Source organism: Streptomyces sp. NPDC107471 (assembly GCF_055582845.1).
In genome coordinates this window covers 309,030-331,663 of the sequence record NZ_JBVJPC010000004.1, presented here as the reverse complement: position 1 = coordinate 331,663, position 22,634 = coordinate 309,030, and the positions used below count along the sequence as shown (strand labels likewise).

At 74.3% G+C, this 22,634-nt stretch carries 20 protein-coding genes and 1 pseudogene; 10 read left to right on the top strand and 11 right to left on the bottom strand.

The features are described 5' to 3' along the window. Positions 1-33: 33 nt before the first annotated feature. The 3 genes from ACZ66S_RS15325 to ACZ66S_RS15315 are packed head-to-tail and all read right to left on the bottom strand — an operon-like array spanning position 34 to position 2,834. Complete coding sequence (locus ACZ66S_RS15325) at positions 34-777, bottom strand: FAD:protein FMN transferase (protein WP_469902000.1); 744 nt, start codon at positions 775-777, stop codon at positions 34-36. Between the two features lie 10 nt (positions 778-787). Beyond that, positions 788-1,483 carry an FMN-binding protein gene (locus tag ACZ66S_RS15320; protein ID WP_469901999.1) on the bottom strand — a complete coding sequence of 232 codons (696 nt, stop codon included), beginning with the start codon at positions 1,481-1,483 and terminating at the stop codon, positions 788-790. Between the two features lie 10 nt (positions 1,484-1,493). After that, positions 1,494-2,834, bottom strand: coding sequence for a ferredoxin reductase family protein (locus ACZ66S_RS15315; RefSeq protein ID WP_469901998.1), 1,341 nt, complete (start codon positions 2,832-2,834; stop codon positions 1,494-1,496). 152 nt (positions 2,835-2,986) lie between these two features. Between ACZ66S_RS15315 and ACZ66S_RS15310 the strand changes: the two genes are divergently transcribed. Genes ACZ66S_RS15310 through ACZ66S_RS15300 form a run of 3 tightly spaced genes read left to right on the top strand, consistent with a single transcriptional unit; the run spans position 2,987 to position 6,175 of the window. After that, positions 2,987-3,676 (top strand): response regulator transcription factor, encoded by a 690-nt coding sequence (locus ACZ66S_RS15310; protein WP_469901997.1) that lies wholly within the window; start codon positions 2,987-2,989, stop codon positions 3,674-3,676. Then, complete coding sequence (locus ACZ66S_RS15305) at positions 3,673-5,121, top strand: sensor histidine kinase (protein ID WP_469901996.1); 1,449 nt, start codon at positions 3,673-3,675, stop codon at positions 5,119-5,121. Before ACZ66S_RS15310 ends, ACZ66S_RS15305 begins: the two co-directional genes overlap by 4 nt. 52 nt (positions 5,122-5,173) lie before the next feature. Beyond that, positions 5,174-6,175, top strand: a complete 1,002-nt coding sequence (locus ACZ66S_RS15300; protein WP_469901995.1) for an NAD-dependent epimerase/dehydratase family protein — start codon at positions 5,174-5,176, stop codon at positions 6,173-6,175. 139 nt (positions 6,176-6,314) lie between these two features. Here ACZ66S_RS15300 and ACZ66S_RS15295 read toward each other — a convergent pair whose 3' ends face one another. Then, positions 6,315-7,427: a sensor histidine kinase gene (locus tag ACZ66S_RS15295; protein ID WP_469901994.1), complete on the bottom strand. Its 1,113-nt coding sequence runs from the start codon at positions 7,425-7,427 to the stop codon at positions 6,315-6,317. A 3-nt stretch (positions 7,428-7,430) separates the two neighbouring features. Further along, positions 7,431-8,162: a response regulator transcription factor gene (locus tag ACZ66S_RS15290; RefSeq protein ID WP_469901993.1), complete on the bottom strand. Its 732-nt coding sequence runs from the start codon at positions 8,160-8,162 to the stop codon at positions 7,431-7,433. A 105-nt stretch (positions 8,163-8,267) separates the two neighbouring features. Here ACZ66S_RS15290 and ACZ66S_RS15285 point away from each other — a divergent pair, with 105 nt between their 5' ends. From ACZ66S_RS15285 to ACZ66S_RS15275, 3 genes and pseudogenes are all read left to right on the top strand, one after another. Further along, the gene (locus ACZ66S_RS15285; RefSeq protein ID WP_469901992.1) at positions 8,268-8,978 is read left to right on the top strand and encodes a glycosyltransferase family 2 protein; all 711 of its coding nucleotides are present in this window, start codon (positions 8,268-8,270) and stop codon (positions 8,976-8,978) included. After that, positions 8,975-9,583: a TIGR04282 family arsenosugar biosynthesis glycosyltransferase gene (locus ACZ66S_RS15280; RefSeq protein ID WP_469901991.1), complete on the top strand. Its 609-nt coding sequence runs from the start codon at positions 8,975-8,977 to the stop codon at positions 9,581-9,583. Before ACZ66S_RS15285 ends, ACZ66S_RS15280 begins: the two co-directional genes overlap by 4 nt. After that, positions 9,580-10,281 (top strand): annotated as a pseudogene (locus ACZ66S_RS15275) (class I SAM-dependent methyltransferase); the annotation flags it as partial. The gene ACZ66S_RS15280 and the pseudogene ACZ66S_RS15275, both read left to right, overlap by 4 nt. A 176-nt stretch (positions 10,282-10,457) precedes the next feature. Here the strand turns inward: ACZ66S_RS15275 and ACZ66S_RS15270 are convergent. Both ACZ66S_RS15270 and ACZ66S_RS15265 read right to left on the bottom strand, forming a co-directional pair. Then, complete coding sequence (locus tag ACZ66S_RS15270; RefSeq protein ID WP_469901990.1) at positions 10,458-10,895, bottom strand: hypothetical protein; 438 nt, start codon at positions 10,893-10,895, stop codon at positions 10,458-10,460. Further along, complete coding sequence (locus tag ACZ66S_RS15265) at positions 10,895-12,130, bottom strand: molybdopterin-dependent oxidoreductase (protein ID WP_469901989.1); 1,236 nt, start codon at positions 12,128-12,130, stop codon at positions 10,895-10,897. Before ACZ66S_RS15265 ends, ACZ66S_RS15270 begins: the two co-directional genes overlap by 1 nt. A gap of 114 nt (positions 12,131-12,244) precedes the next feature. Here ACZ66S_RS15265 and ACZ66S_RS15260 point away from each other — a divergent pair, with 114 nt between their 5' ends. Further along, the gene (locus ACZ66S_RS15260; RefSeq protein WP_469901988.1) at positions 12,245-13,600 is read left to right on the top strand and encodes a hypothetical protein; all 1,356 of its coding nucleotides are present in this window, start codon (positions 12,245-12,247) and stop codon (positions 13,598-13,600) included. Positions 13,601-13,654: 54 nt separating this feature from the next. Here the strand turns inward: ACZ66S_RS15260 and ACZ66S_RS15255 are convergent, their stop codons facing one another. The 4 genes from ACZ66S_RS15255 to ACZ66S_RS15240 all read right to left on the bottom strand — a co-directional run bounded on the left by ACZ66S_RS15255 (position 13,655) and on the right by ACZ66S_RS15240 (position 19,511). Continuing rightward, entirely contained in the window at positions 13,655-14,800 is a 1,146-nt protein-coding gene (locus ACZ66S_RS15255; RefSeq protein WP_469901987.1) for a C40 family peptidase, read from the bottom strand. Positions 14,801-14,900: 100 nt separating this feature from the next. Beyond that, positions 14,901-15,437 carry an RNA polymerase sigma factor gene (locus ACZ66S_RS15250; RefSeq protein ID WP_469901986.1) on the bottom strand — a complete coding sequence of 179 codons (537 nt, stop codon included), beginning with the start codon at positions 15,435-15,437 and terminating at the stop codon, positions 14,901-14,903. 107 nt (positions 15,438-15,544) lie between these two features. Continuing rightward, positions 15,545-16,210, bottom strand: a complete 666-nt coding sequence (locus tag ACZ66S_RS15245; protein WP_469901985.1) for a M15 family metallopeptidase — start codon at positions 16,208-16,210, stop codon at positions 15,545-15,547. Between the two features lie 118 nt (positions 16,211-16,328). Further along, on the bottom strand, positions 16,329-19,511 hold the full coding sequence (locus ACZ66S_RS15240; RefSeq protein WP_469901984.1) for an AfsR/SARP family transcriptional regulator: 3,183 nt from the start codon (positions 19,509-19,511) through the stop codon (positions 16,329-16,331). Between the two features lie 384 nt (positions 19,512-19,895). Here ACZ66S_RS15240 and ACZ66S_RS15235 point away from each other — a divergent pair, with 384 nt between their 5' ends. The 3 genes from ACZ66S_RS15235 to ACZ66S_RS15225 all read left to right on the top strand — a co-directional run bounded on the left by ACZ66S_RS15235 (position 19,896) and on the right by ACZ66S_RS15225 (position 22,613). Beyond that, positions 19,896-20,804, top strand: coding sequence for a hypothetical protein (locus ACZ66S_RS15235; protein WP_469901983.1), 909 nt, complete (start codon positions 19,896-19,898; stop codon positions 20,802-20,804). Positions 20,805-20,890: 86 nt separating this feature from the next. Then, entirely contained in the window at positions 20,891-21,349 is a 459-nt protein-coding gene (locus tag ACZ66S_RS15230) for a hypothetical protein (protein ID WP_469901982.1), read from the top strand. Positions 21,350-21,572: 223 nt separating this feature from the next. Continuing rightward, on the top strand, positions 21,573-22,613 hold the full coding sequence (locus ACZ66S_RS15225) for a lysylphosphatidylglycerol synthase transmembrane domain-containing protein (RefSeq protein ID WP_469901981.1): 1,041 nt from the start codon (positions 21,573-21,575) through the stop codon (positions 22,611-22,613). Positions 22,614-22,634: the final 21 nt, after the last annotated feature.

Sequence of the window (22,634 nt, the reverse complement as noted above, 5' to 3'; positions counted from 1 at the left end):
TGAAGACACCGGCGGCCCGCCCCCGTGCGTCCGTCACGCGGCGGCGGAACCGTCCCGGACCGTTGGGAAGCCCGGTGTCCGCAGCACCCGGCGGTCCGTGTCCACCACGAAGACCTCGCAGCCGTCGAGGGCGGCCGCCCAGTCGACGCCCTCGGGGCCCAGGGCGAAGGCCGCCGTGGCCACCGAGTCGGCCTCCGTGAGCGTCGCCGCCACGACCGTCAGGCTGAGCAGACCCGTCGCCGGGCGGCCGGTGCGGGCGTCGAGGATGTGGTCGCCGCGCTCGTAGCGGGCGGAGGTGGCCACCGCGCCGTCGGTGAGCGACAGCACCGTGCACAGCTTGTCGGCGTGCTCGGGGTGCCGTACGCCCACCCGCCAGGGGCCGCCCGCGGTGACCACGTCACCCCCGGCGTTGAGCACGAACCGGGTCGCGCCCGCCTTCCCGAGCAGTTCCGCCGCCCGCTGCACCGACCAGCCCTTGACCACCGCGCAGGGGTCGAGACGGCGACCGGGCGGCCGTACGTCGAAGGCGCCGCCGGTGGCGATCCGGTAGTGCTCGCACAGGGCGAGGATCTCGCTCAGGTCCGCGCTCAGGCCGGCGGCGGACAGCTCGCCGCGGTCGTACCGCGAGACCTCGCTGTCCTCCTTGAACGGGCTGAAGCGGGCGTCGGCCTCGCGCAGCCACGCGAAGACCTCGTCCGCGGCGGAGTCGGGGACGTGCTCGTCGTCGACCCGGAGCGAGACCGGGAAGCCCATGACGTGTTCGACGCGGTGCAGCATGGTCGCTACCTCAGCCCCTCGCGTCGATCGCGGCCTGGAGGGACGTCCTGTAGGCCTCGCTGGTGATGGTCGCGCCGGACACCGTGTCGATGTCCGCGCTCTGCGCCTGGAGCGTCTCCGCCACCAGCACCGGCACGGCGGCCCTCGTCTGCGGGTGGTCCGGCTGCTGGAGCATCCTCACCGCGGTGATCTTCGTGCCGGAGAAGGTCACCTGGACCTGTACGGGGCCCTTCTCCGTGCTGAGGGCCGAACCGTCGACGGTCCGGGAGGACGCCTCGGACGCGGCCGCCGAGGGCGCGGCCGCCGCCGTCTTCGCGTTGTCGTCGATCGCGGCCTGGAGGGAGTCCTTGTAGGCCTCGCTGGTGATCGTGGCGCCGGAGACGGTGTCGATGTCCGCGCTCTGCGCCTGGAGCGTCTCCGCGACCAGCTTCGGGACGGCGGCCTCGGTCTGCGGGTGGTCGGGCTGCTGGAGCGTTCTGACAGCGGTGATCTTCGTACCGGCGAAGGTCACCTGGAGCTGGAGGGGCCCCTTCTCCGTCTCGACCGTGGTGGTCGTGACCACGTTCGTGCCGGACGACCCGGCCGAGGACGACGAGGGCGCGGGCACGGTGGCCTGGACGGTGGAGGTGCCGGACGAGGGCTGGTACAGCCACACGGGGACCAGGCCCGCGATGCTCAGGACGACGACAGGTATGGCTCGTTTCACGGTCTGTTCCTCATCCCGCCAGGCTGAAGCGCTCGAAGTGGATCTGCGGCTTGGGCACGTCCAGCTCGCGCAGGCTGCCCAGGACCGCGTTCATCATCGGGGGCGGTCCGCACAGGAAGACGTCCCGGTCGGCGATGTCGGGCACGAGCCGCGCCAGCTCGCCCGCCGCCAGCCGGTCGGGCACCGGCGGGCCGGTGACCAGGTGCAGTTCGGCGCCCTTGGCGAGCGCGAGGTCGCGCAGTTCGTCGTAGAGGACGGCGTCCCGGTCGGAGCCGACCCGGTAGATGACGACGGCGTGGCCCTGCACCTCCTCCAGGAGGGCCCGGATGGGGGTGACGCCGACGCCGCCCGCGATGAGGACGGACTCGGGGCGGGTGCGGTGCAGGGCGGTGAAGGCGCCGTAGGGGCCCTCGGCGAAGACGCGGGTGCCGACCCTGACGTGCCGGAGGGCGGCGCTGCCCTCGCCGGCCGCCTTGGCGGTCAGGCGCAGCGTCTTGCCGTCGGGCGCGGCGGACAGCGAGAAGGGGTTGGCCTGCCACCAGCGGTCCGCGGTCAGGAAGCGCCACAGGAAGAACTGGCCCGCGCGGGCGGGAAGCCGGTCGAGGTCCTTGCCGCTGATGTACACGGAGACGACGTTGTCGCTCTCGGGCACGACGGCGGTGACCCGGAACTGGTGGCGCCAGTTGCGCCACAGCGGGAGCACCGCCCGGCCGAGGACGACCGAGCCGAGCGCGACGCCCCAGAGCCCGTACCAGTAGGTGGTGGCGACGGACGAGGAGGTGAAGGTGGTGCCGACGGCGACCTGGTGGGTGAAGGCGAGGACCACGGCGACGTACGTGTACAGGTGGATGAAGTGCCAGGTCTCGTAGGCGAGACGGCGCCTGGCGTAGCGGGCGGAGACCGCGCCGACCGCCAGGATCAGGAAGAACGCGACGACCGCGCGGAGCACGCCCTCGGTGGTCTCGGCGAGGTCGACGATCTCGCCGATCGGGCCCGTGCCGGTGCCCTCGGCGTAGCCGAAGCTGATGAGGACGACGTGCGCGAGGAGCGTCCACAGGAGGGCGAAGCCGGTCCAGCGGTGCCAGGAGGTCAGCCGGTCCATGCCGATGCGGCGGTCGAGCCAGGGCAGCCGGGCCACCAGGACGAGCTGGAACGCCATGACGAGCGCGGCGTACAGGCCGGTGAGGCGGCCGAGCACGATGAGCGCGTTGGAGGCGAAGCCGGCCTGGGCGAAGAACCAGGCGACGACGGCCGCGTTGGCGGCCAGCACGGCACCGAGCCCGGTGCGGGCCACCACCCTGGGGCGTTTGATCGCCGTGGGGGGCGCAGGGGGCGATTGGACGGTCGTCACGGGTCGTAGCTCCTTGATCGGGGCCTGGGACTATCGAGCTTCTCCGGCGGGAGCTGTCGATTAGCTGTCGTACAACTTTCAAGAGGTTATCGATCTGGGTGCGGGCCCCACCCCGCGCTGGCTTTCCGGCCGCTGTGAAGCACTATGAGCGGGTGGAAAAAGTACGACTCCTCGTCGTGGACGACGACCCGCCGATCGCCGATCTCGTGGCGACGGTCGCCCGCTACGAGGGCTGGGAGGCGGTCACCGCGAACTCCGGCGAGGAGGCGCTGAGCCGGGCCGCGGAGTTCCGTCCGGACATCGTGGTGCTCGACCTGATGCTGCCCGACCTCGACGGCTTCGGCGTCCTGGACCGGCTGCGGCGCTCGGGCACGATGGTGCCGGTGGTGTTCCTCACCGCGCGGGACGCGGTCGCCGACCGGGTGGCCGGGCTGACCAGGGGCGGGGACGACTACCTGGTCAAGCCGTTCGCGGTGGAGGAGCTGATGGCCCGGCTGCGGACCGTGCTGCGGCGCAGCGCGGGCCCCGGCTTCCAGCGCTCGGTGCTCCGGGTCGCCGACCTCACGATGGACGAGGACACCCGTGAGGTGCGGCGCGGCGACAGGCTGCTCACGCTCACCCCGACCGAGTACGAGGTCCTCAGGTACCTGATGCGCAAGTCGCCGACCGTGCTGACCAAGGCGCAGATCCTCGACCACGTGTGGGAGTACGGCTTCGGGGGCCGCTCCAACGTCGTCGAGCTGGTCGTCAGCCGGCTGCGCCGCAAGCTGGACGACACGGGCGAGCCGCTGATCCAGACCGTGCGGGGCTTCGGGTACGTCATCCGGCAGGCGGCCGAGTGATCCGGCGGCTGCGGTCGGCGTACCGGAGGATGCGGCTCGGCACCCGGCTGGCGCTGGGGCTCGGGGCGCTGGCCCTGGTGGTGTTCGCGGTCGTGGGCACCGCGCTGACGACGTACATGCGGGACTATCTGTCGGCCCAGCTCGACACCCAGTTGGCACAGGCGCAGATCGCCCAGTCCAAGAGCATCGCGGACTACGGCACCCTGTCGGGCAAGAAGTACTACGACTGGTTCTACGCCGTGTACGACGTGACGGACGGCGCCCCCGCGCTCCGCACGCCCGAGGACTCCGGCGACCTGCCGAAGGACGTCGACGACTTCACCGCGCTGGCCGGGGCGCAGACCGTCACGCACACCGAGCTGCTGCGCACCGAGCACATCGCGGGCGTCGGCGACTACCGGCTGCGCGCCTGCGAGGTGGAGCCGGGGGTGGTCCTGGTCAGCGCCGCGCCGATGGCCGACATCGACGACACGGTACGGCGGCTGATCACCGTCCAGGTGATCGCGTTCGGGCTGGCGCTGCTGGCACTTGTGGCGGTCGGCCGCACGCTGCTGCGGCGCGGTCTGCAGCCGCTGAGCGACATGGCGTCGACCGCGCACGGCATCGCCCTGCACGACTTCACCGAGACGGAAGCCCGGCTGCCGTTGCGGGCCGACAAGCGGGGCGGCGGCCCGGAGGTCGAGGAGCTGAGGACGGCGTTCAACACCATGCTGGAGCACATCGACGACTCGCTCGCGGTCCGCACGGAGGCCGAGCAGCGGCTGCGCCGGTTCGTCGCCGACGCCTCGCACGAGCTGCGCACGCCCCTGATGTCCGTACGCGGCTACGCGGACCTGTTCCAGTACGCCGCCGCCAACGCCCCCGAGGAGCGCGACAGGCACCTGGCCCGGCTGCGGGCCGAGGCCGCCCGGATGGGTTTCCTGCTGGACGACCTGCTGCTGCTCGCCCGGCTGGACGCGGCCGAGGTGGAGACCCCGCTCCGGCCGGTCGAGGTGGACCTGGTGGAGCTGGTGGAGCACGCGGCCGACGCGTTCCGCGCGAGCCACCCGGACCATCCGCTGACCGTCGAGCAGGGCCCGCGGGCACTGCACCTGCGCCTCGACCCGCAGCGCGTGCGCCAGGTCCTCGACAACCTCCTCACCAACGCGGCCGTGCACACCCCGGCGGGCACCGAGGTGTCGGTCGGGGTGCGGGTGCGGGACGGGCACGCCCAGGTGCGGATCGCGGACGCGGGCCCCGGCATCCCGGCCGCCGACCGGGAGCGGGTCTTCGACCGCTTCTACCGCGTCGACAAGGCCCGCAGCCGGGACCGGGGCGGCAGCGGACTGGGCCTCGCGGTGGCCAGTTCCCTGGTCGGGGCGCACGGCGGCACGATCGAGCTGGCGGCCGAGCCGGGCTCGACGGTGTTCACGGTGTCGTTGCCGCTGAGTCTTACGAAGCCGTGACGTGCGGGCGCGGTCCGGCCGTCCGGGCCGGTCGCGCCCCTAGCGTGAGGGCATGCGCGTACTGGTCACCGGCGGTGCCGGTTTCATCGGGTCCCAGATCGTCGACGCGCTCGTGGCACACGGCCACGAGCCCCTCCTGTACGACCTCCGTACCGACCCGGCGTCCGACGTGCGGGACGCCGACGCCGTCCGCCGCGCCCTGACCGGCGTGGACGCGGTGTGCCACCAGGCTGCCGTGGTGGGCCTCGGCGTGGACTTCGCCGACGCCCCGCGGTACGTCTCGCACAACGACTTCGGCACGGCGGTCCTGCTCGCCGCGATGGGCGAGCTCGGGGTACGGCGGCTGGTGCTGGCCGGGTCGATGGTCGTGTACGGCGAGGGCCGCTACTCCTGCCCCCGGCACGGGACCGTACGGCCGGGCCCGCGGGCCGTGGCCGACCTGGACGCGGGGCGCTTCGAGCCGCTCTGCCCGCGGTGCGGCGCCGATCTCTCCCCCGGGCTGGTCGGCGAGGACGCCCCGGTCGACCCCAGGAACGTGTACGCGACGACCAAGCTCGCCCAGGAACACCTGGCCGCGTCCTGGGCGCGGGCCACGGGCGGTTCGGCGGTCGCCCTGCGCTACCACAACGTGTACGGGCCGGGCATGCCCCGCGACACCCCGTACGCCGGGGTCGCCTCCTTCTTCCGCTCGGCACTCGCGCGCGGTGAGGCTCCGCGCGTCTTCGAGGACGGCGGTCAGCGCCGGGACTTCGTCCATGTGCGGGACGTGGCCGCGGCCAACGTGGCGGCCCTGGAGGCCGGTTCGGCGGACGGCGCGCTCACGTCGTACAACACCGGGAGCGGCGAGCCGCGCACGGTGGGCGAGATGGCCCGCGCGCTGGCCGAGGCGTACGGCGGCCCGGAGCCCGTGGTCACCGGGGAGTACCGCCTCGGGGACGTACGGCACATCACGGCGGACTCGGCGCGGCTGCGGGCCGAGCTCGGGTGGAAGGCGGAGGTCGGGTTCGCCGGGGGGATGCGGGAGTTCGCGGGCGCCGGGATGCGGGGCGCGTAGCCCGCGGTGGACCGGTGGTGTCGCCCGTGAAGGAAAGCGGCCGCGGGCGGCACCACCTTTTTCTCGGGCGGCGGTTTTTTCTCGGGCGGCGGTTTTTTCTCGGGCAGTGGTTTTTTCTCGGGCGGCGGTGGCGGCTCCGTCAGGAGGCCGCCGAGGGCAGCACCACCTCGAAGCGGCAGCCGCCCGGCACGTTGCGCACGCTGGCCCGGCCCGCGTGGGCCTCCACGATGCCCCGGACGATCGCGAGGCCGAGTCCCGCCCCGGCAGGGGGCGTTCGGGCGTGGGTGCCGCGCCAGCCGGTGTCGAAGACGCGGGGCAGGTCCTCCTCCGGGATGCCGCCGCAGCCGTCCGTGACGGACAGGACGACCCCCTCGGCGCGATGCTCGGCTGCCACCGCGACCGTGCCGTCGGCGGGGGTGCGGCGGATGGCGTTGACGAGGAGGTTGCCGAGGACACGGCTCATCTCCTTGCCGTCCACCTCGACCGGCACGGCCGCCACCCGGTCGCCGACCAGCCGCACCCCGTGCTCGCGGGCCAGCGGGTCGGCGCCCGCGAGGGCGTCCGAGACGAGGTCGTACAGGGAGATCCGGCTCGGACTGAGCGCCAGCGCCCCGGCGTGGATGCGGGACAGTTCGAAGAGGTCGCCGACCATGTCGTTGAGGCGTTCGACCTCGGTGCGGATCTGCCGCAGATAGCGGGCCGGGTCGGCGGCGACGCCGTCCTCCAAGGCCTCGGACATCGCGCGCAGTCCTGCGAGCGGGGTGCGCAGGTCGTGGGAGATCCAGGCGACGAGTTCGCGCCGGGAGGACTCCAGGGCGCGCTCGCGCTCCCGGGACTCGGCGAGCCTGGCACTGGTGGCCTCCAACTCCCGGCTCAGAGCGTCGAGTTCGGCGGTGGTGGGGCCGCCTGGCGAGGTGAAGTCGCCGCCGTCGCCGAAGGAGCGGGCGGCGAGCGCGAGGGCCCGGCTGCGGCCGGCGACCCAGCGGCCCAGCAGCAGGGCGGTGGCCAGCGAGACCACGGCGGCCATCAGGACGACGGTCGTGACGACCCGCAGGTCGTGCCCGGACAGGAACATGGCCTGGGCGACCGCGAGGGTGCCGGCCAGCATCGCGGTGACGCCGACGGCGGCGACCACGGTCAGGTGCAGGGAGAGGGAGCGGCGGCGGACCAGCAGCAGCACCCAGGCGCCGAGGAGTCCGGCGGCGACGGCGCCGAGGGCGGCGTAGAGGGCGATGAGGAGGGTGTCACGCACGGGTCACGCCTCCTTCGGGGAGCCGTCGGACTTCGGGGAGCCGTCGAAGCGGTAGCCGACGCCCCACACGGTCTGGATCAGACGGGGCCTCGCGGGGTCGTCCTCGACCTTGCCGCGGAGCCGGCGCACATGGACGGTGACGGTGGACAGGTCGCCGAAGTCCCAGCCCCACACCTCGCGCATCAGGTCCTCGCGGCTGAAGACCCGGCCGGGGTGCCGCAGGAAGAACGCGAGGAGGTCGAACTCCCGGATGGTGAGGGCGAGTTCGGTGCCGTCCTTGAGGGCGCGGCGGGCCGCCGGGTCCAGCGCGAGACCGGCGCCGGCCAGCCGGCCGGTCTGCTGGGCGGGCCGGGAGCGGCGCAGCACGGACTCGACGCGCAGGACCAGCTCGCGGGGGCTGAAGGGCTTGGTGACGTAGTCGTCGGCGCCGACCTCCAGGCCCAGGATGCGGTCGTCCTCGTCGCCGCGGGCGGTGAGCATGATGACGGGGACGGGCCCGCGCCCCCGCATCCGGCGGCACACCTCCAGACCGTCCATTCCGGGCAGCATCAGGTCGAGGACCACGAGGTCCGGGCGGTGCTCGGCGGCGCGGGCGAGGGCGTCGGGGCCGTCGGCCGCCCGGTCCACGAGGTATCCGGCCCGGTCCAGGTAGCCGGAGACCACCTCGGCGACGGTGGGGTCGTCGTCGACGACGAGGACCCGGGGCCGGGTCTGTGCGTACTGCTGCTGCTCCATGCCGCCAGCCTCGCACCGCGCGCACGCGATTGTGCCGCGGGCGGCCGCCGACGTCCTTGTTTCGTAAGGAGCCGGAGTCCGGTTTGCCCGTTCTGCGTTCGTAGGGTGAAAGCCGTGACGACCCCTTCAGTGAACGAACCGGCGGCGTCCGTTGACGTCGTGCTGCCCTGCCTGGACGAGGCCGGGGCCCTGCCGTGGGTGCTGGAACGCATCCCGAGCGGCTGGCGCGCGCTCGTCGTGGACAACGGCTCCTCGGACGGCTCGGCCGGCATCGCCCGCGCTCTCGGCGCGACCGTCGTCCGCGAGGAGCGGCGCGGATTCGGCGCCGCCTGCCATGCGGGGCTGACCGCGGCCACCGCCGACATCGTGTGCTTCTGCGACTGCGACGCCTCGCTGGACCCCACGGACCTGGTGCCGTTCGTGGCCGAGGTGCTGGCCGGCGAGGCGGACCTCGTGCTCGGCCGGCGCCGCCCGCAGGCCCGCGGCGCCTGGCCGGCGCACGCCCGGGTGGGCAACCTCGCGCTCGCCCGGCTGCTGCGCCGCCGCACCGGTCTGCGGCTGCACGACCTGGGGCCATTGCGGGCCGCCCGGCGCGAGCCGCTGCTCGCCCTCGGCCTCACCGACCGGCGCAGCGGCTACCCCCTCCAGATGGTGGTGCGGGCGGCCGACGCGGGCTGGCGGATCGCCGAGCACGACGTGCCGTACCACCCGCGCACCGGCGCCTCGAAGGTGACAGGCACCTGGCGGGGGACCTGGCAGGCGGTGCGGGACATGAGCCGGGTCCTCTCCGAGTCCGAGCAGGGGGGGCACGCGTGACCACTCTCCTCGTCATCGCCAAGGAGCCCCGGCCGGGACGGGTGAAGACCCGGCTGACCCCGCCGTTCACGCCCGTGGAGGCGGCCGCGCTGGCCGAGGCGTCCCTCGCCGACACCCTCGACGTGGTGGCCCGCACCCCGGCCCGGCGCCGGGTCCTGGTCCTGGAGGGCTCCCCGGGCCCCTGGCTGCCGCCGGGCTTCGAGGTCGTACGGCAGTGCTCGGGCGGCCTCGACGAACGGCTGGCCGCGGCCTTCGCCGGCTGCGACGGGCCGGCCCTGCTCATCGGCATGGACACGCCCCAGGTGACTCCGGAGCTGCTCTCGGTGGACTTCGCCGACTGCGAGGCGTACTTCGGGCCCGCCGAGGACGGCGGCTTCTGGGCGCTGGGCCTGGCGGAGCCGGACCCGTCCCGGCTGCGCGGGGTCCCGATGTCGACCTCCGGCACCGGAGCGGCCCAGCGCGCCCGCCTGGCCGGACTGCGGGTCGGCGAGCTGCCGCCGCTGCGGGACGTGGACACGGCGTCCGACGCGGAACTCGTCGCACAGGCCGCCCCGCACGGGCGGTTCGCGGCGGAACTGGCCCGGCTCGCGAAGGCGTCGCGGTGAGGGGGCCACGGCTGGGCATCGCAACCCGCCCCGCAACGACCGAGGCGCTCCCACGACCGCACGCCGAAACGGCGACCGAGGCCGAAACGGACGGACCCGAGCACCAACCGGGCAACGCCACGGCGACAGAGGCCGAGGCGGGCGGTTCTGCGCTCGGCCGCGACCCCGGCACCCCGCGCACCCGCGCCGACGGGGTCGGACGGCAGTGGGACGGTGGTCTGGGCCTCCGAGAGGCCGGGTCCGGCGTGGCCTCCGGTGGCCGGTCGGTGCTCGCGGGTGCGGTGGACAGCACCTGGTCCGTCGACCCTTATGCGCGGGCTCTGAGGACCGGGCGGGGGCCCCTGTTCCTGCGGCGATCCGACGGATGGCTGCTCCCGCTGGAGCTGGAGCGCTGGTGTGCCGCCGCGGACGCCGCCGACCTGGAGGTGCTGCGGCGCTGCGAGGGCGCGGTGCTGGACGTCGGCTGCGGTCCGGGGCGGCTCGTCGCCGCGCTCGGGGCCCGCGGCCGACGGGTGCTCGGCATCGACGTGAGCGAGGCGGCGGTCGCGCGGACCGTCGCGCTCGGCGGCCAGGCGCTGCGGCGGTCGGTCTTCGAGCCGCTGCCCGGTGAGGGCCATTGGGGCACCGCGCTGCTGATCGACGGCAACGTCGGCATCGGCGGCGACCCGCGGGCCCTGCTCGACCGGACGGCCCAACTCGTGCGACCTGGCGGTCTGTTGGTGGCGGAGACGGTCAGCGACCCGGACCTCGACGAGCGGGTCCAGGTCCATGTCACCGACGCCCGCGGCGCGGCCGGCAGCCCGTTCCCGTGGGCCCGGCTCGGCACCCCCGCCCTGCTGCGGCACGCGGACCGCAGCAGGTGGGCGCCGGTGGATCAGTGGACGGCCGGCGGCCGCTCCTTCGTCGCCCTGCGCCGCCGTACGACGAACACCACCGCGGAACCGCCGAAGAGCACGGCCGTCACCAGCAGCCAGCGGGCCAGGAAGCCGTCCGGGGACAGTCCGGTCGCGGACGCGTAGCGGTCCGCGACCTGCCCGCTGATCAGCGGGAACCACACGAGCAGGAGCAGCAGGGAGAAGGCGGCGGGGACCCGGACGTACAGCGTGTGCCGCCCCGCCGTCCGCACCAGCGCCCGGTCCGCCGCCGCGTACAGCGGCAGCAGCACCAGGTCGTGCAGGACGGCCGCCCCGACGAACCACAGCGCGATCCCGAACCAGTCCCCCGCCAGCAGCAGTACCCCCGCGTATCCCGCGAGGGCGAACGAGCAGACGAGCAGGAGGAGTTGGAGGGGGCTGCCGAGAGGGATCCGCATCACAGGTCTCCGAAGGTCAGCCGCGCCACCCACTTGGTGTTGAGCACACCGGGCGCCGCGGGCACGATGATCCGGGCCGGGTGGCCGTGGTCGGGTGTCAGGTCCTCGCCGTTGACGGACAGGGCGAGCAGGGACCGCGGGTCGGCGACCTGGTTGGCGCGCAGGGCGGCCCGGCGGAAGGCCCCGTGCCGTTGCAGCGACTCCACGAAGACGTCCGGCGGGTCGTCCTCGTACCCGACGAGCGCCGCGAGGTCCCGCAGCCGCACTCCGCGCCACCACTGGTCGGAGGTCGACCAGCCCTCCACGCAGGCGATGGGCAACGCCGAGCTGTGCAGGGGCAGTTGGAGGAGCTCGGCACGGCTGAGGCGGACCGTGCGGCCGTCGCGGCCGGTGACGACCAGCCGCCAGGCCTCCGCGCCCGTCTCCGCCGGGTCGATCCCGGCGTAGGCGGCGGTCTTGTTGATCTGGAAGCCGGCGGGCCCCGAGGTCGGCTCGCCGCCGCCGTGCGGGGCGAGAAGGGCGGTCCGGCGCAGGACGCCGTCGAAGCTGCGCCCGGCCGTGGTGAGGAACAGCAGCAGCGAGCCGCCCCCGACGAACCAGAGCGCCCCGCGCCGCGACACGGTCGGCTCGGCGGGGTCCGGTGACACCAACTCGCCAGTCTCCGCCGGGACTTCGCGAAGTCGGCGGAGATTGCGGAGCGCGAGCGGCATCTTCAGCACGGCATGGGCGACGAACGCGGTGAAGAACACCCACGCGCCGTAGAAGTGCAGCGGGTAGAAGGAGCCCGGGAAGACGTAGTCGAGCTGGACGTTGAGCACCCCGGTCACGAACTCGAACAGGGCGCCTCCGACGAGCAGCAGCAGCGAGACCCGCTCCAGGGCGTGGGCGAGCGAGCGCGCGGGCGGCAGCGTGAACAGCTTCGGCACCACCGACCACAGCTTGGCCAGCAGCACGGGGATCAGGGTGACGCCGAGGGTGACGTGGACACCCTGGGTCAGCCGGTACAGCCAGTGCGGGTCGGTGGGCCAGGAGAAGAGGTAGAAGCCGAGGATGCCCTTGTCCGGGGTCTTGTCGTTCACCGGCGACAGGTCCGGGTTGTAGGCGGCGTACGACAGCAGCCCCGTCACGAACAGCAGCGTGATGCCGCCGAGGAGCACGACCCCGAGGACCGAGGTGAGCCGGGGGCCGCGCAGCGGGCTGCGCCAGAAGGAGGGGGAGGAGGGAGACCGAGCCATGCCCCGACGGTAGGTCCGCGGCACCCCGCGAGCGGGTCCGCGAACCATGACGAAAGTCTGACGTCGTCGCATGTCAGCCGTCCGGGGGCGGGTGCGCGGCCTAGCGTCGTCCGCGTGAACCGGGACCTCCTTCGTGACCTGTACGCGGCCGTGTGCGCCGCGCTCCTCGTGCTGACCGCCGTCCTGGTCGGCCGGTCGATCCAGCACCGGGACGGCTCGCTCCGCGTCGACTGGCCGCCCCTGCTGGCGAGTTGGGACCCGCACGTCGGACCCGGCACGCCGGCCGCGCTGGTCGTCGCGGCCGCCGTGGTGGTCTACGGCCCCTCGCTCGCCGCCCGGCTGCGCTGGCGCCCGCTGCTGCTCGCCGCCTGGGGCACGGGCCTGGCCTGGACGTGGTCCCTGGCCCTCGTGGACGGCTGGCACCGGGGTGTCGCCGAGCAGCTCACCACCAGGAACGAGTACCTCCGGGCCGTCGGCAGCTTCCACGACATCCCGGCGGCCCTGCGGGACTTCACCCGGCACATCCTGATCGACGCGCCGGACAACTGGGGCGCCCATGTCGCCGGGCATCCGCCGGGCGCCACCCTCACCTTCGTCCTGCTCGACCGGGTCGGGCTCGGCGGTGGGGGCTGGGCGGGGACCTGGTGCATCACCGTCGGCACCACGGCGGCGGTCGCGGTCCTGGTCACCGTACGGACCCTCGCCGACGAGTCGCTCGCCCGCCGCGCCGCGCCCTTCCTGGTCCTGGCCCCGGCCGCGGTCTGGGTGGGCACATCGGCCGACGGGTACTTCGCGGCGGTGGCGGCCTGGGCGGTGGCCCTGCTCGCGCTCGCGGTGCGGGGGTTCCGGCCGGTGCTGTACGGCCTCTGCTCGGGGCTGCTGTTCGGGCTGACCGTCTATCTGTCGTACGGCCTGACGCTCATGGCCGTCGTCGCGGGTGCGGTGCTGCTGCTGGGCTCCTCCCGGCGGCCCGTGCTGTTCGCCCTGGCCGGTTTCGTGGTCGTGCCGGTGCTGTTCACCGTGTCCGGGTTCGCGTGGTGGGAGGGGTACCGGCTGCTGGTGACGCGGTACTACCAGGGCGCGGGCGGGGTGCGGCCGTACGGCTACTGGGTGTGGGCGAACCTCGCGTGCACGGTGCTGATCGTGGGGCCGGCGACGGTGGCGGGGGTGCGACGGGCCGTCGTCCGGCTGCGGCACGGCGGGGGCCGGTCGCGCCGGGCCCCGCGCCCCTGGAGCCGGTGGTCGGACCGCGGCGACCTGCGGCTCTGCCTGCTGGTGCTCGCCGCTCTCCTCGCGCTGCTCGTCGCCGATCTGTCGGGGATGAGCAAGGCGGAGACCGAGCGGATCTGGCTGCCGTTCGCCGCGTGGCTGCTGCCCGCGTGCGCCTTCCTGACGGGGGCGCGGGGCTGGCTCGCCGGTCAGGCCGTGCTGGCGCTGCTGCTCAACCACCTGTTGCTCACGGGGTGGTGAGACCCCCGTCCGGGCCGGCCGTGCGCGGCCGGCCCGGACAGGTGGGGGGCGGGATCAGCAGGTGGCCACGCCGTCCAGCCAAGCCGGGCCCTTGATGTAGATGTTGGTCATCCACGAGCCGTCGGTCAGCTTGGACCAGGCGTCGTTGGTGTAGCCCTCGGCCGTCACCTCCTGGGCGTGCTTCTGGCAGACCACGTTGACGGTGGTGGGCTGGGCGAAGTAGTCGACCACGCCGGCGTTGACGTTGGGCTCGCTGTGGGTGCGCACCCCGGTGCCCCAGGTCTGGAACGCCTTGCTGCCGCCGGACGGCGGCGGGGTGCTGCTGCCGCCGCAGTCCGGGATGCCGGGCAGCCAGGCCGGGCCCTTGATGTAGATGTTGGTCACCCAGGAGCCGTCGGCGAGCTTGGACCAGGCGTCGTTGGTGTAGCCCTCGGCGGTCACCGTCTCCGCGTGCTGCTGGCACTGGACGGACACCTGCGTCGGGCCGGGGAAGGTGTCGACGACGTCGGAGCCCGTGCTCGGCGACCGGTGCGTGCGCACGCCGGTGCCCCAGGTCTCGAAGACCGTGCCGCCGTTGGCGGGCGGCGGGATCGGGGTGCCGGAGCCGTTGATCCGGACGGCGCCCGCGTAGTCGCCGCCGGTGCGCACGGAGGTGACCCGGATGTGGGTGCCCGACTCGTACGCCTCGACCATCTGTCCGCCGCCCAGGTACATGGCGACGTGGTGGATGTGGCCGCTGCCCCAGAACATCAGGTCGCCCGGCAGCAGTGGGGCGGTGCCCTGCCCGGCGGAGAACCGGGCCGAGGCCTGCGAGGTGTGGTACTGGTCGTCGGCGGTGCCGTTGAGCAGGTCCTTGCCGGTCGCGCGGTAGTAGGCGTACCGCATCAGGCCCGAGCAGTCGAAGCCCTTGCGCTCGCCGTCGTGCAGGCTGTCCGGGTCGGAGCCGTCGTAGAAGCCGTAGCTGGCGCCCGGGGTGGCCGCGTGGCCGCCGCCCCAGCTATACCAGACGCCGATCTGCGAACAGGCCGCGTCGACGGCGGCCTGCGCGGTGGCCGAGGCGCCGGGCGCGAGGACACCGCAGGTGGCGTCCTGGGCGTTCTGGGCGGCGTGGGCCGGGGCGGAGAAGAACGCGGTGAGCGCCAGGGCGGAGGCGCCCAGGATCGCGCCGCTGGTCCGGCGGCGCGTGCTGATGGTCTGCAAGGGACTCTTCCTTCGTCGAGGTGACGTCAGCGGGAGGCCGGTGACGCCGGCGGGAGACGCGGATGGCACACCCCACCCCCGTGGGGGTGTGCCACCCGGGCTAGTTGTGGAGGGCGGCACGCATCTTGGCGAGGCCGCGCAGACGGTTGCGCTGGACCGTGCCGCGATGGGCGCCGAGGCGCTCCCCGGCCGTGTCGTGGGTGAGTCCCTCCAGGTCCACGAGGATCACCGCGGCGGCCTCCTTCTCGGAGAGCATGCCGAGCAGCGCGAGCGCCGTGGCGGAGGCCTCGTAGGAGCCGAGTCCGCCGTCCCAGCCGGCCTCCGGCAGCTCGTCCGTGGTGCGCTCGCGGCGGGAGGGGTGCTGCCAGGAGTCGCGCAGCAGGTTGAGGGCGACGGCGCAGGTGTAGGCGTACGGGTGCTGCTGCCGGGTCAGGCTCTGGGAGCGGGCGCGCCGGGAGAGCCGCAGATAGGTCTCCTGGAGCAGGTCGTCGGCGTCGTGCGGATTGCCCGTCAGGGCCAGCAGCCGTCTTCGCAGGCGTGGCATGTCGGCCGTGAAGGACGCGTCGAAGTCCCCCGGGCTCATCCGGTTGTCGGCCTCACGCGGAGGCGGCGGACAGGTGGCGTTGCTGTGGTGCATCTCTTTCCCCCTTGCGGTGTTCCCCCGCGGTGGTCCCTCGTGGGGATCCCCCGTGGTGGTCCTTGCGTGTTCCCTCGCGGCGGTCGTGCGCCGTCCCGCTCCGGTGGTCAGGCCGGGCGGCGGGGCGGCTCCGCGGGGCCGTAGCGGGCCACCGGCACGCGGCGCAGCAGCGCCCAGTACCGGTCTCCGTACGACCAGTGCCACCACTCGGTCGGGTAGTTGACGAACCCGGTGGCGGTGAGCACCCGGCCCAGCAGGGCCCGGTACTCGCGTGCCTCGGGGCCGATGCCGGGCGCGTCGGTGCGGCAGGCGCCCGCGCTCTCCTCCGGGGTGGCGTTGACCTCGGTGCCGAGCGGCAGTTCCCGGCCCGCGCGGTCGCACAGGGTCAGGTCGACCGCGCCGCCGCTGACGTGCGGGGCGACCTCCGGCGGCGAGATGTACGCGCTCGCCAGCTCCCGGATCCGCTCGGGAGCCGCGTCCGGGTGGGCCTGCCGCATGGTCGCCGCGTACTGCTCGAAGTACCGGCGCTGCAGGTCGGGCGGCCGGTACCCCTCCACCACCAGCAACCGGATCCCCGCGGGCAGCAGCCGCTGCGCCCGCACGAGCCGCTCCAGCGCGCCGGCCCGCAGATGGGCGTAGCTCCCCTCCTCGTCGGCCTGCCGGGGATCGAGGAGCAACTGCCCCTCCTCCCGCAGGTCGACCAGGGGTTCCCCGCACTCGTCGTGCGCCACCGCGGCGACCCTGGGGTCCGCGAGCGTGATGATGTCTGTCACGGGAAGAGCGTCGCGCGGTGCTCTGCAAATGCTCTGCAGTTCGCCTGCAAGCGCCGGACCAGGGGTTCTGCAGCGGCATCGGGCACGTCCCGGCCAGCGCCTGTCCGCCGGCCAGGGCCTAGGCCCGCTCCCGCGCCTCCCGCGCCCCCGACTCCCGGAAGACGCGCATCGCCTCGGTACGGGCCCCGGCGGCCGCGCCCCGCTCGCCGTCGGCCTCCCACACCTCCGCGAGGCTCCACAGCGTCCGCGCCCGCCACAGGCGCAGCCGCAGCGTCTCCCACAGCGACAGCGACCGCTCCAGCGGCTCCCGCGCGCTCGCGGTGTCGCCGGCGGCCAGGTGCCACTCCCCCAGCGTCCGCAGCACCAGGGCCTCGCCGAACCGGTCCTGCCGTTCCCGGGCCAGCTCCAGGCAGCGCCCGAGCCGTTGGCGGGACGCGTCCAGGCGGCCGAGCCGCAGCTCCACCTTGGCCAGCGACTGCTCCGTGTACATCACGCCGAACGTGTCGTGGAGGTCCTCGAAGACCCGCAGCACGCCCCGCAGCAGCCCTTCCGCGTCGGCGTACTCGCCCTTCGCCCGGTGGCACAGGGCCGTCGCGCGGAGCACCAGCGCCTCGCCGTGCCGGTCGTCGTCCGCCCGGTACAGCTCCAGGGCCTGCGCGAAGGCCGCACGGGCGGCGTCGTCGTCGCCCTGTTCCCGGTACACATAGCCGAGGCCGTAGAGGACCCGGGCCCGGGCGCTTCGGTCGTCGGTCCGCGCGTACCCCTCCAGGGCCCGGCCGAGCAGCTCCAACGCCTCGCCGTAGCAGGCCTGTTCGCGTCGGGCGGTGGCCATGCCGAGGAGCGCCTGGGCCGCGCCCGGGACGTCGTCATGGGCCTCGAACAGCCCGAGGGCGTCCCGGTAGTAGGCGTACGACTCCTCGAACTCGTCCTGTTCGTAGCGCAGTTGACCCAGGCCGGTGAGCAGCCAGGCCTCGCCCTCGCCGTCCCCGCTGCGGCGCACCGCCGCCATGGCCGCCATGTGCGAGCGGGACCAGGCGTCGAACTGGTTGTACAGCGCGACCGAGCTCGCGATCAGCGCCCCGGCGAGGTCCCGGGCGGCGCGGTCCATCCCGTGGTCGGCGCAGTACTCCACGGCCGCCAGCAGACCGGCCTGTTCGGCGGCGAACCAGGCCGCGGGCCGTCCGAGCAGCTCCTCCTCGGCCTGCGGGTCGAGCGGGTCGACGGGCCGTACGGCGGCCGGCTGCGGGAAGTACCGCGCGGTGCCGCCGGGGCCGCGGGCGGCGGCCTTCTCGGCCAGCCCCAGCCAGCACTCCACGAGGCGTCGCACGGCCGCGGTCCGCTCCTCGGCGCTCTCCTCCGACAGACAGCGCTCGCGGGCGTGCTCCCGGGCCAGGTCGTGGATGCGGTAGCGGCCGCGGCCCGTGCCGTCCACGCCGATCACGTCGATGAAGTGGCAGTCCACCAGCCGTTCGACGGCCTCCTCGGCCTCCTCCGTGCCGATGTCCAGCAGGGGCGCGGCGATCCAGGCCGCGAAGTCGGGCAGGTCGAGCAGGGCTAGCCGGCGCAGGGCACGCTGCTCCTGCGGATCGAGGTCGGCGTAGCCCAGTTCGAGGCTGGTGCGCAGCTCCAGGTCCCCGGCCCGCAGTTCGTTGAGCCGGAGCCGCTCGTCCCGCAGGCGGGCGGCGAGCCGGCCGGGCACCCAGTGCGGCCGGGCCGCGAGCCGTGCCCCGGCGATGCGCACGGCGAGCGGCAGCCGTCCGCACAGGGCGACGATCTCGGCGGTCTGCTCCGGCTCCGCGCGGACCCGGTCCGCCCCGGCGACCCGCCGGAGGAGCTCCAGGGCCTCCTCCTCGTCCGGCACGCTCAGGTCGAGGTGGGCGGCGCCCTCGAGGGCCACCAGCCGGCGCCTGCTGGTGACGAGCACGGCGGAGCCGGGGCCGGGCGGCAGCAGCGGCCGTACGTGTGCCTCACCGGCGGCGTTGTCGAGGATCAGCAGGATGCGGCGGTGCCCCGTGTAGGTGCGGTACAGGCCGGTCAGTTCCTCGACGGAGCTCGGCAGGGTCTCCGGTCCGGCGCCCATCGCGCGCAGCAGCCGGGCGAGGGCGTCGGCGGGTTGCAGCGGGGCGGTGTCGGCGGCCCGCAGGTCCACGAACAGGCGGCCGTCCGGGAAGAGTTCGGCGGTGCGGTGGCCGACGTGGACGGCGAGCGCGGTCTTGCCCGTTCCGGAGCGGCCCGAGATCACCCCGATGGGCGGGGCGGTGCGGCCGGGTTCGTCGACGCGGCCCAGCAGTGCGACGGCCCAGTCGATCTGGTCCGTGCGGCCGACGAAGTCGGCTATGTCCGGGGGGAGATGGGACGGGGCCGGTGCGGCGCCGGCCGCCCCCGTGCGGTCGCCCCGCTGCCGGTCCTTCGAGGCGTCGGCGGCCGCCCGCGCCGGCGGACCGGGGCGGGAGCCGACGGGTGCGGGATCGCGGGCGGGTGCGCCGGAGCCGGCGGGTGCGGAACCCGGGCCGGGCGGTGCCGGGGCGTGCGGCCGGGTGCCGGTGCCCAGCAGGGCGGGGTCGCTCGTGAGGACGGCCTTGTGCAGGGCCCGCAGTTCCGGACCGGCGTCGATGCCCAGCTCCTCGCGCAGGACCTCGCGGCCCTCCTGGTAGGTGCGCAGGGCGTCGGAGACCCGACCGGTGCGGAACAGGGCGGTCATGAGCTGGCCGCGCGGCCGTTCCCGGAGGGGGTGGGCGGCGACATGGGCGAGCAGGGGGGCGATCGCGCGGTCCGCGCGGCCGAGTTCCAGTTGGAGCCCGAAGGACTCCTCCTGGGCGACCAGCCGCAGTTCGGCCAGCCGGGCCGCCTCGATCCGCGCGAACGACTGGCCCAGCCCTTCGAGGGCCTCCTGCCCCCGCCACAGCCCCAGTGCGTCGGTGAGCAGTTCGGCGGCCTCCGCGGCGTGGCCGCCGGCGGCCCGGGCGCGGGCCGCCGTGAGCAGTTCCTCGAAGCGGCGGGCGTCGACCTGGGAGGGGTCGAGGTCGGCGACGTATCCGGGCGGGCGGGTGCGGATCACCTCCGCCTCGCCGACGCGGGCCAGGGCGCGGCGCACCGCGGAGACGTGGGTGGCGACGAGGGCGCTGGCGGTCGCGGGCGCCTGTTCGTCCCAGACGCAGTCCACGAGCCGTTCCGTGGAGAGCACCTCGCCCAGGTGGACGACGAGTGCGGACAGGACCGCCAGGGGTCTGACCCCGCCGAGCGGGGCCCGTCGGTCCCCCTCCCACACCTCCACCGGACCGAGAAGACGTACCTGGAGCATCGTTCCCCGATCGCCGTACCGCCCGCCCCACGGATGCGTGTTCGACGATATCGACGGGCGGTGTCCGCGGACGAAGTGATCGGCGCGGCCGTGGCCGGATCAGGCCAGTCGGTCGCCGCGCGGCGAACCCCCGACAGGGTCTTTCACCTGCGCACGGGGGCCTGCTGCCCTGCTTCCCCTCCCGAGATCGGTTGGCCGGATTTCGACGATCCGCGCAGAGCCCCCTCACCTGAGGGACGGCCGGCCGGGGCCGCTCGTATGACTGCTCGCCGATATTTCCCGGGCCCGGAATTCCTGTGCGGCACGGGTCATACGGACGGGGCGCCGGAAGCGTCTACGGCTCGAAAGCACACACCGTTTCCACCGCGCCCAGGGAGTCGCACGATGCCACGCCGGACCTTGCTCCTTCCGATCGCCGCACTGCTGGCGGCGACCGTCGCGGGGTGTGCGGACGGTACGACGGCCTCACGGGCCGCCACCACCCCCGGGCCCGGCGCCGGCACCGCCGCCGGCCGGAACATCCCGGGCGACCCGCGGGAGACCCTCCACCTCGCCGAGCAGCTCCTGATCAAGCAGTGCATGGAGAAGCGCGGATACCGGTACTGGGTCGAGGAGCGCCCGGCGGACGGGGCGAGCCGGTTCCCGTACGTCGTCGACGACCCGGCCTGGGCCGCCCGGCACGGCTACGGCACCGATCTGTACCGCGCACGGCAGCAGGAGGCCCTGCGCGACCCCAACCAGCGGTACTTCCGGTCCATGCCCGCCGACCGCGCCCGTGAACTGGTCGGCGCGCTCAACGGGCCGCAGGCGCAGGGACTTTCCGCCCGTCTGCCGAACGGCATCGAGGTCACGCACAGCGACCGGGGCTGTGTGGCGGAGGCGGAACGGGACCTGTACAAGGACCTCCCGGCCTGGTTCCGGGCCACCCGGGTCACCGACAGCCTCGGCGGCATGCGCGTGAACATGGTGCTCACCGACCGGCGCTACCTGGCGGCCGTCAAGCCGTGGGCCCGCTGCATGAAGGCCGAGGGCCACCCGTACCGCACCCCCGCCGAGGCCCGCGCCGCGGCCACCCGCCCCGACCAGGAGTGGCCGCACGCCAAGGAGGTGCGGCTGGCGTCGGCCGAGGCGGCCTGCGCCGGCTCCGGCGGCCTGTCGGCGGTGGCGAAGTCCCTCGACACCGCGTACCGGGCCGAGTTGCGGCGGCGGTACCCCGGGCCCACGGCCGATCTCGACCGGCTCCGGCGCGAGGCGCTGCCCCGCGCCCGGGCGATCGTGGCACGCGGCGACTGAGCCGCAGCCTTCCCCACGGACCACCACGGCACCGTCCGTGGTTCGCACCACCTGTCGATCACTCATCACGAACGAAGGAACCCCCCATGTCCGTCAAGCGTGTCCTCACCCTCGCCGCCTCCGCCGCGGCCGTCGCCGTCCTCTTCTCCCCCGCCACCGGCGCCAGCGCCCTGGACGCCGGCTCGCAGGGAACCAAGTCGGTCCAGTTGGCCTCCGCCGACGGCTTCCTGCACGTGTACACCCAGCCGAACGGCGGTGGCCGTGAGTGCAAGTGGTCGGGCAACTCCAACGACTGGGGCTCCTGCCGCAACCTGACCTCCGACGTCTGGAACAACGGCTACGCGGGCGGCTTCGACGCCGTCGACCTGTACACGGCCCTCAACGCCGGTGGCGCGCACGCCTGCATCAGCCAGGGCGACCGCTGGTCGGACACCACCACCGGCAAGTACCGCTTCACCTACGGCGCCGGCCTGGAGCAGTTCGGGGCGAGCGTCAACAACAACATCTCCTCGCACCGCTGGGTCGACTACTGCAGCCAGGGCTGACCCGCCCGCGAGACCGCCCCGGCACCCGGCCACGGGTGCCGGGGCGACCCGTTTCCCGGCGCCCGCCGCACCCCGTGTCGCCCACCCGCCCGCGCTCCTTCGACTGCCGGACATTTGAACGTCACACCGAGCGGGAACGTTTCCCTCGTCCCCTCTGCATCGCCTTGCCTCCGCCATGCCCCGTGTCCCGCAACGGGTGTGACGCGAAAGGACGACGTGCGCCGTGTCCCTGCTTCCGCTCGAAGGTCCCCCGGGTCCGCTCCCCGCCGCCGCCCCGGCCCCGCCCCCGACCAGCGCACCGGCCCCCGCTCCCGCCGGTTCCCGCCGCTCCCTGACCCGTCTCACCCACCGCCTGCTCACCGTGCTCCCCCTCCTGCTCATCGGCGTGTGGGCGGTGCTGGACTGGCGCGCCCTGTCCGAGGGCACCGCGCGGCTGGCCGCGGCCGACCCGGGCTGGCTGCTCGTCGGGTTCCTCTACACCTGTCTGGGCTGGCTCTCCGCCTCCGTCGTACGCCAGGGCGCACTGCCCGAGCGGCTGCCTTCGGGGCTGCTGGTGGCCTCGCAGTTCGCCGCCGGTGCCGCCAACCACGTACTGCCGGCGAGCCTCGGCGCCCACGCCGTCACCCTGCGCTTCCTCCAGGGGCAGGGCGTCCCGCTGGGCCGGGCCACCGCGTCGCTCGCCCTGTACGCGCTGGTCAGGCCGATCGCCAAGACCCTCGTCCTGATCGGTTTCGTGGTCGCGCTGCCCGATCTGCTGCGGCTCGGTGATCTCGTCCCGGACCGGCGCATGCTGTTCCTGCCCCTGGTGGCCGCGGGACTCGGACTCGGGGCCACGCTCCTGCTGCTGACCCTGGTCCGTCCGCTGCGCCGGCCCGCGGTCGGGTTCGTGCGGACCGCCCTCACCGACGCCCGCACGCTGCACACCATGCCCAGCCGGATCCTCGCCCTGTGGGGCGGCGCGGCCGCCGCGCCGCTGCTCCAGGCGAGCGTGATCCACGCGGTCGGCGCCTCGCTCGGGGTGACGCTGTCCTGGGCGCAGGTCGCGTTCGCGTACCTCGCCGCGAGCAGCGCGGTGGGGTCCGTGCCCGCGCCCGGCGGGGTCGGGCCGGTGGACGCGGCCATGGTCTTCACCCTGGCCGTCTACGGCGTCCCGGTGAGCGTCGGCACGGCGACCCTCATCGGCTACCGCGTGCTGACGGTGTGGCTGCCCCTGCTGCCCGGGGTGCTGTGCATGTCGGCGCTCGTCCACCGGAAGGTCCTGTGAACACCCGGCGACTTCGGCCGC

Excerpts from the sequence above, each read along its gene's own strand:
- ACZ66S_RS15240 (WP_469901984.1), bottom strand. The coding sequence starts at position 19,511 with ATGCTCCAGGTACGTCTTCTCGGTCCGGTGGAGGTGTGGGAGGGGGAC.
- ACZ66S_RS15235 (WP_469901983.1), top strand. The coding sequence starts at position 19,896 with ATGCCACGCCGGACCTTGCTCCTTCCGATCGCCGCACTGCTGGCGGCG.
- ACZ66S_RS15290 (WP_469901993.1), bottom strand. The coding sequence starts at position 8,162 with ATGGAGCAGCAGCAGTACGCACAGACCCGGCCCCGGGTCCTCGTCGTC.
- ACZ66S_RS15325 (WP_469902000.1), bottom strand. The coding sequence starts at position 777 with ATGCTGCACCGCGTCGAACACGTCATGGGCTTCCCGGTCTCGCTCCGG.
- ACZ66S_RS15250 (WP_469901986.1), bottom strand. The coding sequence starts at position 15,437 with ATGCACCACAGCAACGCCACCTGTCCGCCGCCTCCGCGTGAGGCCGAC.
- ACZ66S_RS15300 (WP_469901995.1), top strand. The coding sequence starts at position 5,174 with ATGCGCGTACTGGTCACCGGCGGTGCCGGTTTCATCGGGTCCCAGATC.
- ACZ66S_RS15270 (WP_469901990.1), bottom strand. The coding sequence starts at position 10,895 with ATGCGGATCCCTCTCGGCAGCCCCCTCCAACTCCTCCTGCTCGTCTGC.
- ACZ66S_RS15230 (WP_469901982.1), top strand. The coding sequence starts at position 20,891 with ATGTCCGTCAAGCGTGTCCTCACCCTCGCCGCCTCCGCCGCGGCCGTC.
- ACZ66S_RS15265 (WP_469901989.1), bottom strand. The coding sequence starts at position 12,130 with ATGGCTCGGTCTCCCTCCTCCCCCTCCTTCTGGCGCAGCCCGCTGCGC.